Origin of the sequence: Caballeronia sp. LZ008, assembly GCF_031451435.1 — a bacterium.
GTDB lineage: Bacteria > Pseudomonadota > Gammaproteobacteria > Burkholderiales > Burkholderiaceae > Caballeronia > Caballeronia zhejiangensis.
Window position 1 is genome coordinate 906,455 of the sequence record NZ_JARUXK010000002.1, and the last position, 14,834, is coordinate 921,288.

Genomic DNA, 14,834 nt, shown 5'->3' on the forward strand with positions numbered 1-14,834 from the left:
GCGATGTTGTGCGACGGCCTGCACCGGTCAATGCCGATGCCACCGAACCTCAGAGACGCATGTCGCTCGCCTCGGGCGGCAGAACGTACTTGAGGTCGCACAGCACGTGCTGCGACTTGCCGTAGGCGTGAATGCCTTCCGCGCCTTCATCGGCGAACTGCTTGTGCGCCACCGCGAGCACGACCGCATCGTAGACGCCCTTGGCCGGCTGATCGATCGGATCGATGCCGTACTCGTGATGCGCCTCTTCCTTCGAGACCCACGGGTCGTACACGTCGACCTGGACGCCGTACTCCTTGAGATCGGCGATGATGTCGACCACGCGCGTGTTGCGCAGGTCCGGGCAGTTCTCCTTGAACGTGAGACCCATGATGAGCACGCGCGCACCCGAAATGGCGATGTCGCGCTTGGTCATCGTCTTCACGAGCTGCGAGACGACATAGTTGCCCATGCTGTCGTTCAGGCGGCGCCCGGCGAGGATGATCTCCGGGTGATAGCCGATCGCCTGCGCCTTGTGCGTCAGGTAATACGGATCCACGCCAATGCAGTGGCCGCCGACGAGGCCCGGGCGGAACGGGATGAAGTTCCATTTCGTGCCGGCCGCGAGCAGCACGGATTCGGTGTCGATGTTCATCTTGTTGAAGATGATCGACAGTTCATTGATCAGCGCAATGTTCACGTCGCGCTGCGTGTTTTCGATAACCTTGGCCGCTTCGGCGACGCGGATGCTGCTCGCCTTGTGCGTGCCGGCCGTGATGATGCCGCGATAGAGCTCGTCGACGAAATCGGCCACTTCGGGCGTCGAGCCGGACGTGACCTTCTTGATGTCCGGCAGGCGGTGCGACTTGTCGCCCGGGTTGATGCGCTCGGGGCTGTAGCCGACGAAGAAGTCTTCGTTGAACTTCAGGCCCGACATCTTTTCGAGCACCGGGACGCACTCTTCTTCGGTCGCGCCGGGATAAACCGTCGATTCATAGATGACGACGTCGCCCTTCTTGAGCACGCTGCCGATGGTCGTCGATGCGCCGATCAGCGGCGACAGGTCCGGACGCTTGTAGTGATCGATCGGTGTCGGCACGGTCGCGATGAACACGGTGCAGCTGCGCAGGTCTTCTACATCGGCGCTGTACTGCATGAAGGTCGCGGAAGCCAGCTCGGCATCGTCGACTTCGAGCGTGACATCGCGCCCTTCGCGCAGCGCGTTGATGCGCGCACGATTGATATCGAAGCCCACGACGGGATGGCGCTTGCCAAATTCGACGGCGAGCGGCAGGCCAACGTAGCCCAATCCGACAATGCCGAGTTTCAACTCTTGCGGCGAGAACATATTCACTTCTCCTCGTTATGCAACTCAGGACGTTTATTTAGTACTGCTGTTCGATTCGGGGTCCAGCTGAAGCAAATGCCGGATGAGTCAGTCTCTAGTCTTCCTTGTCGGCCTTGTAGGCAGCGTAGGCGTAGCCGCCGTACTGGCGCGCCTGGGCATAGTTGCCGTAGTGCACCTTGAAGCCGTTGAGCAACACGCCGGTGACGCTTGCGCCCGATTGTTCGAGCCGCTTCACGGACTCCGAGATTTCCCCGGAACGCGTATCCCCATAACGCGCAACCAGGAAGATCGAGCCCGCGACGGGCGCCATGATCGCCGTGTCGGACACCGCCAGAATGGCCGGTGCGTCGAGCAGCACGATGTCGTATTCCGCCGATGCGCGATTCACCGATTCCGTGAATGCGTCCGACAAAAGCAGCTCGGCCGGGTCCGGCGGATAGAAGCCGCACTGGACGAAGTCGAGATTGTTCAGCACCGAGCGATGCACGGTCTCTTCGAGCGTGGCCGAACCGTTCACGACATCCACGAGACCCTTGCCGCGCGGCAGGCCGAAGTACTGGTTCAGGTGGCCACGGCGCAGGTCGCAGTCGACGAGCAGCACGCGCTTGCCGCCGGCGGCGAGCAGCGTCGCCAGGTTCGCGGAGACGAACGACTTGCCGATGCCGGGCAGCGGACCCGCGAGCATCACGACGTTGTTCGGCGCATCCATCAAGGCGTACTGCAGGGACGAGCGCATCATGCGCAGGCCTTCCACAGCCGGATCGGTCGGGTAACGCGAGGCGAGCGCGAGCTGTTCCGGCTTCTTCTCGGCGATGCGCTTCGCGAGTTCCTTCTGACGCTCGCTGTCCGGAATCGTCGCGAATACCGAAAGACCCGTCTTCGATTCCAGTTCCTTCGGATCGAGCACGCCCTTGAACAGGAAGTCGCGAGCGAACGCCATCACGATGCCGAGGAACAGACCGATACCAGCCGCGATCACGAGCACCAGCGCCTTGACCGGCTTGACGGGACGCTCGGGCACTTCGGCGTGGTCGAGCAGCTCCACCGTCGGCGTGCGGCCGGCTTTGATGAGGCGCATCGTTTCAATGTTGTTGCGCAATGCCGAATAGACGTCGGTGCTCATGCGCACGTCGCGTTGCAAACGAAGCGCGCCCTGCTCGGCCTGCGGCATCGCCTTGACGCGCGCTGCCAGGTCGTTGATGTACTTCTCGGTCGCCGCGATCTGCTGGTCGATCACCACCACGCTCGGGTGCGAGGGCGAGAAGTGCACGGCCAGGTCGGCGCGACGGCGCTTCAGGTCGAGCAACTGCGCATCCGCTTGCGAAGCCTGCTGCATCACGATGCGGCCTTCTTCGTCCGGATTGAACAGCGTGCGGCTGTTGCGATACGCGTTGTAGTTGTCTTCGGCCGTTTCCATCTGACGCTTGGCGTCGGGAAGCTGCTGCTCGAGATATTCGAGCGACTTCTCGGCGTTGATCCCGCGACGATCGGCGTTCTGCTTCACGTACATGCGCGACAGTTCGTTGATCGTCGCCGCCACGAGCACCGGGTCCTTGCCTTCCAGTGTCGTGCTGATGACGCCCGACTTGTTGCCCTGCTCGGCGATCGCCAGCGAATTCTGCAGACGATCGATGGCGGACACGCGCGAGTTACGCGTCAGATCGAATTCGACGCCCTTCTCGCCGTGGATGAAGCCCACGAGCAGCGAGATGGGACCGGCGTCGGTGTCGAAACGCTGCACGCTGCCGACCTGGCCGCCGACGCCCGTTTCGACGCCCGGGCCGCGCACCTGATACTGGCCGTTGCCGAGATAGCGCAGCGTGTATTCCTTGCCTTCGTATTTCTTCGGCACGTCGAACGCGGACACGTCGATCGATTCGGCGCCCCATGCGTAACCGCCGCGGCCGAAGAGACCGGGAGTCGACGTTTCATCGTTCATGCGGGCGACCATGCCCCCGATGATCGGGAAGCGATGCGGCGCTGCCTGGATGTACAGCTTGAGCGCATCGACGACGGGACCGAGCACGAACTTCGATCCGATGACCTGGATCTCGCCTTCGGCCGTCGCACGCTGATCGAACAGCGTGGCCGCGGTCCGAACCATGTCGCGTGAGTCGGCCGGCTGTCCATTGCTCGAGTCGTCGACTCTGACGAGCATGCCGGCCTGATAAATCGGGGCCGAGAAATACGCGTACACCACCCCGATGCTGAAGACGACCGCCACGGTCGCCGCGATCATCTTCCAGTGACGGCCCAGCGTTTCGAGAATCGACGTTAGCTCGATCTCTTTCTCGCTCTCGGCCATTACGGCTGACGCCTGATTTTTAACTTTCATAGAACGTCTCGTTACAGGCTCTTATGGGACCGGCGCGGCAAGCGCACCGGATGCGGATCGAAACACCTGCGGCGCACCCCTAAGGGCGCAAACATCATTTCCTTATTCTTGAATTCAGGCCTGCATTCAGGGCCGTTAAAATCCCGCCCCGGCATTGCAGTCGTATTGAAACACACGACCCAAAAAAAGAGAAATTCCCACAGACGATTTTTGTTGTTTATCGAACCTTTCAGAGCGACCGAGTGTTCGCTTTCCCGCTTTTAAGAATTTAACGAGTATGCGGGCCATTTGAGCAAATCGAAAAGTAGCATAGGCCGCCTTGTTGTATGCGCGGCACCGCACATATAATCGCTATTAATCGAACTGCTAATTCTATGAAGAAAACCGGTTTAGCCTGGGTTCGATTTGCGGACATTTTTTCGCCTCCCGGGACGGGCTCGTCGGGCCTGTTGTGCCGGCAGCGCCGGCCCGCTGGGCTCTAACGCAGGGAAAAACGTACCGGCCCTGACAAGAATATGCGCGCGAAGGTGGGCTTGCGTACGGACAAGGCGCGAATTTCAAAAGCGCGCATTAAGTCCTTTATATGAAATCCGTGTTTTAACGCGCTATTAATTTCGGGTTTGTATGAATAATCGGGGGAAGCCCCAATAAAATCGCAGTAGGCTCGGTTTCACACATTAAAGCGCCATAAATGCGTGGACAATGGCAGGGGTTGTACCTACCATAGGCTTTCGGGTATTGATATTCGAAAAGAGATGCGCCCTCTTCGTGAGTGAAAAAAATGTTAAACCTTGCGCTTGGCTTCATCAGTTCTTTCTGCATGACGCTACTTATAGTTCGATTCGCGGGACGCTACGGGGCGCTTTCCCTGGATCATGATTTGAACGGGGTTCAAAAGAACCATTCTCATCCGGTTCCGCGGGTCGGCGGCATCGCATTGATGGTCGCGGCCTGCGTGACGTTTCCCATCGCCGCGATCTTCGGCGGCAATCCGCGCGACGAGTCCCTTTTGCTGCTGCTTTGCGCAGCGCCCGCATTCGGAAGCGGCGTGATCGAAGACCTGACCAAGCGCGTGAGCGTGCGGGCGCGGCTCCTGAGCGCGATGCTGGCCGCGCTGCTCGGCGCGTTCATTCTCAACGGCGTCGTCGGCCGTGTGGATCTGCCGCTCGTCGATCCGATCCTCGCCGTCACGCCCATTGCGATCGGACTCACCGTGCTCGCGGTCGCCGGCCTCACCAACGCGGTCAATATCATCGACGGTTTCAACGGACTCGCCGCCGTCGTGGCGATTCTGATCTTCGGTTCGATCGGCTATGTCGCGCATGAAGTCGGCGATCTGCTCGTGATGAGCACCGCGCTCACGATGATCGGCGCGATCGGCGGCTTCGCGATCTGGAACTATCCGGCTGCGTCGATTTTTCTCGGTGACGGCGGTGCGTATTTCATCGGCTTCACGATCGCCGAATTGCTCGTGCTGCTGGTCGCGCGGCATCCGAACGTCTGTGCGTGGTATGCAATGGTCGTCGCGATTTATCCGCTTTTCGAAACGCTCTTCTCGATCTACCGCCGCCGGATCGTGCGCGGGCGTCCGGTCGGCGCGCCCGACGGCATCCATCTGCACACGCTCATCTTCAAGCGAGTCGTGCGCAAAGGAACGGACCCGCGTCAGCGTCAGCGCAGAAACGCGCGCACGTCGCCGTATCTGTGGGTGCTGAGCATGATCGGCATCGTGCCCGCGTCGCTCTTCTGGCACAACCCGGTGGTGCTCGCGGTGACGGCGGTCGTGTTCGCGGTGGCGTACGTCTGGCTCTACACGGCGATCGTGCGGTTCAAGACGCCGCGATGGCTCCTCGGCAGTCAGCGGCGCAGCGTCGTTGCCAGCGCGGTTGCCGAGCAGACGACACATCACAAGTGATCCTGAGCAGTTCGTAGGAACGTAATCACGAAAGGCCCCGGTCGAATCGACCGGGGCCTTTTAGTTTTAGCGATGCAGTCAAGCGGTGAAGCAGCGATGCACTGAAGCCTGAGCAGTGAGGCGCGTGCAATCGACGCATAAAAAAAGGCCTTGATCGCTTCCGATCAAGGCCTTCGTCATTCGAACCGCGTCGAGCGCGGCGCATTCGATATCAGCTTGCGACGCTCGCGAGATCCGCCGTGTGCGACGCGAAGAGCGGGATCGACGATGCCTGCTGGTGCTCGAGCCACTGCTGGAACATCAGCACGTTCCACAACTGACGATGCCAGTTCTGCTCGCCCGACAGATGCTGCTGCCATTTCGCGCGCACCGTGGCGGCGTCGAAGAAGCCCTCGCGACGCAGCCGCGACGCATCGAGCAAGGCCTCCGCCCAGTCGCGCAGCTCGCCGCGCAGCCAGTGCGTGATCGGCACGCCGAAGCCCTGCTTGGGGCGCTCGATCATCGCACGCGGCACATGGCGATAGAGCACCTGGCGCAGCGCCCATTTGGTCTGTCCGTCGCGCACTTTCATCGATTGCGGCAGACGCCACGCGAACTCCACGACGCGATGATCGAGGAACGGCACGCGCGTTTCGAGCGACACGCCCATCGCGGCGCGATCGACTTTCGTGAGAATGTCGTCGGGTAGATAGGTAATCATGTCGAGCGCCATCATGCGCTGCACGTCGTCGAGGCCGGTGAAGGCCGGCGCATTGCCGGTCATCAGCGTGGGCGGCTGGTATCCGCCGATCACGAGCGCGGCGGGGTCGTTCCATTGCGACATGAGATGCAGATACACCTCGTCGCGCGACTGGCACGACAGCAGTTCCGCGCCCTTGTGCAGCTTGTCGCCGACCTTCACGCCGCGCAGCGACGACGGCAGAATCGGCTCCATCAGGCCCGCCATGCTGTTCCAGCGCTTCGGCGAGATTCCGGCTATGCCCGATGCCGCCAGCTTGCGCAACGGCGCCGGCATCATCGTCATCTTGTCCCACATGCCCGGCGCGGTCTTGTAACGCTGATAGCCGCAGAAAAGCTCGTCGCCGGCATCGCCGGACAGCGAGACCGTGACGTGCTGCCGCGCGAGTTGCGAGACGAGGAACGTCGGCACCTGCGACGAATCAGCGAACGGTTCGTCGTATAGCTCCGGCAGACGCGGGATCACATCGAGCGCCTGGCGCGCCGTCACGTACATCTCGGTGTGCTCCGTGCCGAGATGCCTGGAGACGGCCTTCGCGAGCTTGGCTTCGTCGAAATCGCTTTCGTTGAAGCCGATGGTGAAGGTCTTCACCGGACGCGACGACTGCTTCTGCATCAGCGCGACGATCGTGGACGAATCCACGCCGCCCGACAGAAACGCGCCGAGGGGCACGTCGGAAAGCATCTGCTGACGGATCGCGTCCGTGAGCAGATGCTCGAGTTCATCGACGGCGTCTTCGGCGCTGCCCGCGAAACCGCGTGCGGATCCGTTGACCGCCGCATCGACGCCCGACCAGTACGACCACACGCGCGGCTCGCGCCGTTCGAGCGAGACGGTGAGCATCTTGCCCGGTTCGAGCTTGCGGATGCCCTCGAAAATGGAATACGGCGACGGCACGCAGCCGTGGCGGATTTGCAGCGTCAACGCGCCGCGATCGACGTTGTTCTCGAACGCGGGATGCTCGCGCAGCCCTTTGAGCTCGGAGCCGAACAGGAACGCGGCTTCCTCGCCCTGCCCTTGCCAGCCGTAGTAGAGCGGCTTTTCGCCGAGCCGGTCGCGCGCGAGCGTGAGCTGGCATTCCTGCCGGTCCCACACCGCGAACGCGAACATGCCGACCGCGCGCTCTATCGTCGCCTGGATGCCCCACGCATCGAAGCCCGCGACGAGCGTCTCGGTGTCGGAGCTGCCGCGCCACGCGGGTGCGCGTTGCGTGTCTTCGAGCTCGTCGCGCAGATCGAGATGGTTGTAGATCTCGCCATTGAACGCGATGACATATCGCCCGCTGCCCGACGCCATCGGCTGATGTCCCGCCGACGACAGATCGATGATCGCCAGCCGCCGATGACCCAGCGCGATGCCGCGCAAATCATCGGTCCAGTCGCCCGCGTCGTCGGGGCCGCGATAGGCGATGGCGAGCGCCATCTTCCGCACCGTTGTCTTCGAGTCGCCCGCGCCGAAGCCGCGTCCACCCAGAAAGCCGACGATACCGCACATATTGGTTCTCCTTACGATCCGGCCATAGGCCGCGCTTATGCGATGCTCATTTCTCTTCGACGAGCCGCAGGTAGATATCTTCGAAACGCTCGCGCGCGCGCATCATCGTGAATTCGGCGTGGATGCGCGCTTTCGCCATCTGACCGAGACGAAGGCGCTCGTGGGGTTTCATGTCGACGATGCGATCGAGTCCCGCCGCGAGCGCGTCGCTGTTTTCCTTCTCGACGACCACGCCCGTATTCGCGACGAGCATGGCCGCGTCGCCCACGTCGGTGACGACGCACGGAAGCGCCATCGCCATCGCTTCGCCGACGACATTCGGAAATCCTTCGGTGCGCGACGACAGGCAGAACACATCCATCGCCGACAGGCACGCGGGCACGTCGCGCCGCTCGCCGAGCAGCACGAAGCGCGATGCGAATCCCGTCTGCGCGATCCAGTCCGCGAGCTCGCGATTATTCGCGTCGAGATCGCGGCCGACGAGCATGAAGCGCACATCGGGATGACGCGCGGCCAACATGCCCGCCGCGCGCACGAAATTCTGGTGATCCTTCACCGGATGAAAGCGTCCGAGCACGCCGACGACGACGTCGCGCTCGCCGAATCCGCATTGCTCGCGGATCGCGCTGCGTTGCTCCGGCGTGGCGCACAGGCGCGCGACGTCGAAGCCGTTCGGCACGACCATCATGCGGCTCGCGTCGTAGCCGACCGACACATGCGCGCGGCGCGACGCCTCGGCCGCGCAGACGATCGTCTGCGGCACGTAGTACGACAGCCACGCGCAGATCTTGCGCAGCAGCACGGTCACGCGCGAGCCGCCCGATCGGACATCGGTGGTGCGCACGCCCCAGACGATGCGCTTGTGCGCCGCGATCCGTCCGGCGAGCCCGCCGAGAAAGTCGGCGTGATACATCCACGTCTGAATGATGTCGGGGCGTTCTTCGCGGATCAGTTTCACGAGGCGCATCAACGCGCGCGGAAAGCCGAGCGGGGATTTCATGCCGAGGCTATGAACGTCGATGCCGCGCGCGGCGAGTTCTTCGCCGATCTTGCCGGTGGTCGTCAGCGAGCAGACGACGTGACGAAATCGCGGATCTTCGATGTGCGACTCGATGAGGCGCTGAAGCATACGTTCAGCGCCGTCCGCATTGAGCGCAACGATGACATGGAGAAGCTTCATGGTCCCGGCTGCCGTTTTTCTACGATGGGCCCGTCTCCAGGCAACCGACGCGCGCGTCGCTGGCGGCAATGCTTGTGCTGACGGGTGTGTTTTATGACGATGGGCTGCCTCGCCGGGGCACGCTCCGGCGAGTCATCAATGTAAGCCGGCGCGGTGGCACGCACTGTGCGACGTGCCACACGCCGGTTCTCCTGTCCGCGCGCGTCCTGCGGGCGTCAGGCGCGCCTCATCGCACCGCGCCACGGATTCCATTTGCGAAGCTGCGTCTTGAGATCGATGACCGTGATCCCGCCGACCGCATTCCACGTATGCAACCCCTGATGACCGCGCGGCGGCGTGCGAACCGACACCGTGCGCTCGGCATAGGTCGTCGTCGTGAGCTCGGTGATCTCGCGGAACGTCAGCGCCGCGCCGTATTCGCGCTCGCAATTCTGCGCGGGGCGAATCAGGCGGTTCTGGCCGTCCTTGAACAGGTTGCCCGCCATGCGCGCGAGGCGGCAGTCGGAAACGACCGGGTTCATCGGATGCGCGGTCCATTCGCCGAACGGGCTGTCGGAATAGAAAATCGACAGTTCGTCCCAGTTCGATCCGCCGTCCTCCGTCATGCTCGTGAACATCCACCATGTCTTGCCGTCGTGATGGAGCGTCGTATCGGCGGCGACGACATCGCGCATGATCACCTTGTGCAGCACCCATTCCGTCGGGAACGACGCCGCGCGGTACATCTCGATCGTGCGGTTGCCACAGGTCTCCGGAATCATGAAGACCTCGCCCTCATGCTCGAAGAGGAACGGATACGACAGGTGATAGTTCTTGTCGAGCACGACGCGCGGCGTCTCTTGCCAAGTCTGCGTGGTCGGATCGAACGCGATATGGCTGATCGTGCCGCGATTCGTGTCGTAGGGCAGGCTTTCGAAGAACAGGTGATAGTCGCCGTTCTTGCCGCGCCAGAGGAACGGATCGGCATGGAACTGCGACGTCATGCCGGGAAGCGTCACCCAGTTGCGGCTTTCGTCGCCGTCCGCGGACGGGGCATCGGTGCGCCGATACGCCAGGACCCAGTGTCCGCGCTGAACCAGCAGCTTGAGCGGCTGATTCAGCACTTTGCGGCCGAGATGGCGCAGCGCGAAGCACGCCGAAGTGAAACCCGACAGACGCGCGGGCCGAGCCTTCGGCTTGACGAGCGGAAGATCGCGCAGCGGCGGGTTCGCGTCGAGCCGCTTCTGCGCCCGGTCGACGAGAACGGCGACGCGCTGCAGGCTCGTCTGCAACGACTTCAGGAAGAAAAGCTTCTCCGGTATCGCGACATACGACTCGGCGAGCAGTCGCATTTCGCCGGAGTCGGGGGACTTCCAGACGGCCTGGATATGTGGCGTTCGGCACTGAAGCAGCGCTTTCCACAGCGCCTCGATGTTCTCGTGGCCGTCGTACAGGACGGTGATTGGAGCACGAACGTGAGCGCGTCGCGGTGTCTCTTCGGGGTCGCCGTAGAGCCGCTTCTCGATGCGCGTCCACCATTCAAGCACGGAAGGATATGCGGGTTGCGCCATTTTCTTTTCCCTCAGACAGCAGCGGATTCGCCAGTCGATAGAATTGAAATCTTTAGCTAAGCGCTTAACTGTCTTTTATATGTGTTGTGTTCCGGCGCTTTCGAAATGATGAACCTACATTTCATGATGATGCCGGCGAAGAAAGACTAGAGTCTGGGGAACGTGACTGCGGTGCGCTATCGCACACAGTTGCGACAGCTAAATAATGCGAGGGATTTTGAACGGCTGTGCCGGAATGGCTCCGCGGTGCGATGGCCGGCACGCCTGGCGCTGGCCACGGGCCGATACGGAGGGAGACCTAACTTGTTGGCGGATCAGGAAATTTTGTCGCGGATCAAGGCTCGTCGCGGCGCACGGCGACCTCGCGCCTGCGATACCACGTAGGCCGCTTATGAGCCGGCTTGCTCATTTCATCTGCCTTATGTTTGGAAGAAGGCGAAAAGATAATTTCGAACACGGCCAGCAAAGCGAGGCCGATTATTGCGAAAAAAACAATTGCGCCTATAACACCGCCTACAGACATGCTTCCTCCGCGCTCGTACGCGTTGAATCAAGCATTAGATAAAACCTGCCGCTGAAAGTTTTGGCCGAATGAAATTTTGATTTATTCGCGGATTATATCACATCGGAAATCGGCCAATTTCCGCGTGACGGACCTATGTGGATGATTTTCGGACGGATGCGGCCCGCGCAAATCCCTGAACAAAAGGGTGAAAGCGCATCTTTTCCGTGGACCGCTCGCCGGGCAGCGCGGCCGCGCGGGCGGACGAACGGCATGGTGCGGCGCGGGCCGGGGATGCGCATCGACCGCTGCGACGCGAAGGCCGGCGCGATTTATTCGGAGACCGATGCAGAGCGTAGTACACGTCGAGATGCGGATTTCGAAAGACAACAGCGCGTCATTCGAATGCGCGCGTCGATATTCCCGATTTGCCGCCAGTCGTCTCGCCTATTTGACCGACGATTAACCGATCATTTCAGCAAGTAAGAAAGCGCGTTTCACGCGAGCCCCTCTTTTTCCGCGGGTTTGTCGGACGTTGTCAAGAGAATGTCCGCTACCGCCAATAAGGAAAGGCCGACCACCGCCACGAACCCGACGGTTCCGGCGAATAGGCTGACGAGCTTCATGGTTTCCTCCGCCAGTCAAAGGGCGAATGCTTCCGTTGCTCAAGCTGCCGCTCGCGTCCGACGATACTCGCCGGTGCGCCTGGCAACCGTCCCAACGCTAGCATAGGCATAAGTTCGCCGGAAAAGTATTCATTTCGTGGCGAAACAGGTGCCTTCGCGATTTGCGCAGACGAAAAAAGCCTCGATGCGACCGATCGGCGACCCGTTTCAGCGCCCGCGCCTGCCGGCGCCGGCCGTCATGGCCGCATCGGCGTCGCCGTTTTTCCACGCGTGCCGCGCCGGCTCCCGGCTGCCGCCCATCGCGCGGGTCAGGATCGCGCGTGTGCCAGGCGTCGCACTGACTTGCGCGAGTTGAGGCGCATCGATCCACAGCAACTCATGGAATCGCGCGCCGGCTTTCGGCCGCAGATGCACCTCGTCCGGTATCGCAATGCGAAAAACATGATGCAGATGATGCGCCGACGCCTGCTGAAACAGAAACGCCGCAGCGCTCGCCTCGACGCCGGTGTCTTCGTGCAGCGCTCGGATCGCTGCAACAATCGTCAATTCGTCGTATGCCACCGCTCCGCCCGGCAGAAGCCACGGTCCGCCACGCTCCCGGACCAGCAGCACTGACTGGCGACGAACCAGCAGCACGGTTGCTCGTTCTCTCATCCCCGTCTCCGTGTTGCACCCCAATTCGTTATTGGATCGATGCTGCGATACGGCGCGCGGCGTGCCATTTTGATTTCACCGTCGCGTCGAACCTGAGCGTGAATTGACGTGCACGTTCGATCTTCACAGGCTTTGTCGCGCTTCGCAATGCGTGATGTCCCACGTATGTGCGCTGCACGACGAGGCTGGCCGGCAAAAAATGCCCGCCTTTGCGAGACTTTGGGAGTGGACTCGAGCTGCGGAGTTCCGCTGGACTGGCGGATGGCGGAGGAAAAGTCGACGCGGCCGCGCGGGTCGATGCGCGCGGCCGGCAATGCTCGACGCGATCGCGTCAGGCGCCGAACGCCGGATCGCTCATGCTGTCGCGCCCGGTTTCGACGTGACCCGCGAGACGGCGCAGGAACGCGGAATCGGTGTCGACCGTGATTTCGATGTCATACCAGCCGTGCGCGTCGCGCAGATCGACGTAGAGCTGCTCCGTGTCGCCGCCCCGCACGCGCCGCGTGATCGTCTTCGACGGATCGTAGGCATTCTTCACGCTGAAGGTGCATGCCGCGGTTCCGCGGTTCGCGAGCCGCAGTTGCAGGTTGCCGTTGGCGACGTCGTAGCCTTCGGCGACATCCGGCGCGGCCTGCTCGCGCGACCACCAGTGCGACTGCGCGCTCGCCTTGCCCGCGATCCGCCGCAGAAAGCCGTTCGGGCCGTGCACGACGAAATCGAAGCTGCCGTCCGCGTTCGCCGCGACGCTGTCCGCGAGACGCTTGCGCGCTTCGACCGTATAGGTGCGAGGCGCATCCGCGCTCGCATTGCGATACAGCAGAAAGACCGCGCCCGCGCGTCCGGTGTTGACGAAGTCGAACGAGACGGCGTCCTTCGACGCATCCGGGCGCGCGCGCACGAAAAGCTCGTACGGCAACGCGCGCGCGGCGCGCACGCCGGACTCCTGCTTCGGCAGCGCCTGCGCGGCGGGCGGGACAGGCACATAGTCGGGATGGCGCTGCTTGTCGGGCGGAACGTAGCCGCTCGTCGCCGGCAGCGTCGGCATCGCGCTATTCGGATTGCGGAAGTCGAACGCGGACGTCAGATCGCCGCAAATCGCGCGACGCCACGGCGAGATGTTCGGCTCGGCGAGGTTGTGCGCGCGCCCGAAGCGTTTCTGGATGAAGCGGATCACCGAGGTATGGTCGAAGGTTTCGGAGCATACCCAGCCGCCTTTGGACCAAGGCGACACGACGAGCATCGGCACGCGCGCGCCCAGGCCGTAGGGGCCGCTCGCGTATTTCGCGCTGCCCGGAAAGATCTCCGCGCTGGTATCGACCGTCGAAAGACCGTTCGCGCTCGACGTCGGCGGAAACGGCGGGACGAGGTGATCGAAGAAGCCGTCGTTTTCGTCGTAGTTGATGAGCAGCGCCGTTTTGCTCCACAAATCCGGATTCGACGTCAGCACCTGCAACACCTGATCGATATACCAGGCGCCGTAGTTCGCGGGCCAGTTCGGGTGCTCGGAAAACGCCTCGGGCGCGACGATCCACGAGACTTGCGGCAGCGTGCCCGCCGCCACATCGCGCTTCAGGATCGAAAAGTAGTCGTCGCCGGCGACCGCGTTCGTGCCGCGACGCGCCTTTTCATACAGCGGACTGCCGGGCTGCGCATTCTGATACTGCTTGAAGTACAGCAGCGAATTGTCGCCATAGTTGCCGATGTACGCGTCGTCGGTCCAGCCCCACGAATTCTTCGCGTCGAGCCCCGTGCCGATGTCCTGATAGATCTTCCACGAGATGCCCGCGCGCTCCAGCACTTCGGGGAACGTGGACCAGCCGTAGCCGGCTTCCGCGTTATCGACGACCGGGCCGCCGCCGGTGCCGTCGTTGCCGACATAGCCCGTCCACATGTAGTAGCGGTTCGGATCGGTCGATGTGTTCGTCGAGCAGTGATACGCGTCGCAGATCGTGAAGGCGTCGGCGAGCTGATAGTGGAACGGGATGTCGTCGCGCTGCAGATACGCCATCGTCGTCGTGCCCTTGAACGGCACCCATTGGTCATAGCGGCCGTCGTGGAACGCGCCCTTCCCGTCCGTCCATCCGTGCGGCAAATCCTGCAGGAACTGCAGGCCGAGATTCGCGGCGTCCGGGTGGAACGGCAGCACTTCGCCCGCACCGGACGCGATCGGCTGATTGAACACCGGCTTGCCGTTGGGCAGCGTCACGGCGGTCTTGTCGCCGAAGCCGCGCACGCCGCGCATGGTGCCGAAGTAGTGATCGAACGAGCGGTTCTCCTGCATCAGCACGACGATGTGCTCGATGTCCTCGATCGATCCATGACGGTTGTTCGCGGGAATCGCGAGCGCCTGGCGAATGCCGAGCGGCATCACGTTCAGTGCGGCGGTCGCGCCTGCCGCCTGGGCGGCCGCGCGCAGAAAGTCACGACGGTTCGTGTTTTTCATTCGTTTTGCGGGAAGTAAATGGATGGGTCAGTCAACCGTGTGAATCACCGGTGTCGCGAGCGGTTCCGA

Annotated in this window: 10 protein-coding genes; 2 read left to right on the top strand and 8 right to left on the bottom strand. The window is 62.4% G+C overall.

The features are described 5' to 3' along the window. Positions 1-49: 49 nt before the first annotated feature. Positions 50-1,327 carry a Vi polysaccharide biosynthesis UDP-N-acetylglucosamine C-6 dehydrogenase TviB gene (gene tviB, locus QCE49_RS18510; RefSeq protein WP_008346170.1) on the bottom strand — a complete coding sequence of 426 codons (1,278 nt, stop codon included), beginning with the start codon at positions 1,325-1,327 and terminating at the stop codon, positions 50-52. A 94-nt stretch (positions 1,328-1,421) separates the two neighbouring features. Continuing rightward, positions 1,422-3,662, bottom strand: a complete 2,241-nt coding sequence (locus tag QCE49_RS18515; RefSeq protein ID WP_033536895.1) for a polysaccharide biosynthesis tyrosine autokinase — start codon at positions 3,660-3,662, stop codon at positions 1,422-1,424. Between the two features lie 781 nt (positions 3,663-4,443). Here QCE49_RS18515 and QCE49_RS18520 point away from each other — a divergent pair. Beyond that, the gene (locus tag QCE49_RS18520) at positions 4,444-5,577 is read left to right on the top strand and encodes a glycosyltransferase (protein ID WP_033536894.1); all 1,134 of its coding nucleotides are present in this window, start codon (positions 4,444-4,446) and stop codon (positions 5,575-5,577) included. Positions 5,578-5,788: 211 nt separating this feature from the next. Here QCE49_RS18520 and asnB read toward each other — a convergent pair whose 3' ends face one another. The 3 genes from asnB to QCE49_RS18535 form a co-directional block, all read right to left on the bottom strand. After that, positions 5,789-7,810 carry an asparagine synthase (glutamine-hydrolyzing) gene (asnB, locus tag QCE49_RS18525; protein WP_008346159.1) on the bottom strand — a complete coding sequence of 674 codons (2,022 nt, stop codon included), beginning with the start codon at positions 7,808-7,810 and terminating at the stop codon, positions 5,789-5,791. A gap of 46 nt (positions 7,811-7,856) precedes the next feature. After that, positions 7,857-8,990 (bottom strand): glycosyltransferase, encoded by a 1,134-nt coding sequence (locus tag QCE49_RS18530; protein ID WP_250457768.1) that lies wholly within the window; start codon positions 8,988-8,990, stop codon positions 7,857-7,859. Between the two features lie 215 nt (positions 8,991-9,205). Further along, a complete protein-coding gene (locus QCE49_RS18535; RefSeq protein WP_250457769.1) occupies positions 9,206-10,540 on the bottom strand; it encodes a hypothetical protein in 1,335 nt (444 codons plus the stop codon). Between the two features lie 658 nt (positions 10,541-11,198). On the opposite strand from QCE49_RS18535, the gene QCE49_RS18540 reads away from it, so the two are divergent. Further along, complete coding sequence (locus tag QCE49_RS18540; RefSeq protein WP_250457770.1) at positions 11,199-11,528, top strand: hypothetical protein; 330 nt, start codon at positions 11,199-11,201, stop codon at positions 11,526-11,528. A gap of 11 nt (positions 11,529-11,539) precedes the next feature. Here the strand turns inward: QCE49_RS18540 and QCE49_RS18545 are convergent, their stop codons facing one another. From QCE49_RS18545 to QCE49_RS18555, 3 genes are all read right to left on the bottom strand, one after another. Beyond that, positions 11,540-11,668 (bottom strand): hypothetical protein, encoded by a 129-nt coding sequence (locus QCE49_RS18545; protein ID WP_275446092.1) that lies wholly within the window; start codon positions 11,666-11,668, stop codon positions 11,540-11,542. A 207-nt stretch (positions 11,669-11,875) separates the two neighbouring features. Further along, a complete protein-coding gene (locus QCE49_RS18550) occupies positions 11,876-12,322 on the bottom strand; it encodes an NUDIX domain-containing protein (protein ID WP_051078963.1) in 447 nt (148 codons plus the stop codon). 331 nt (positions 12,323-12,653) lie between these two features. Further along, positions 12,654-14,765: a phosphocholine-specific phospholipase C gene (locus tag QCE49_RS18555; RefSeq protein WP_175980295.1), complete on the bottom strand. Its 2,112-nt coding sequence runs from the start codon at positions 14,763-14,765 to the stop codon at positions 12,654-12,656. Between the last annotated feature and the right edge of the window lie 69 nt (positions 14,766-14,834).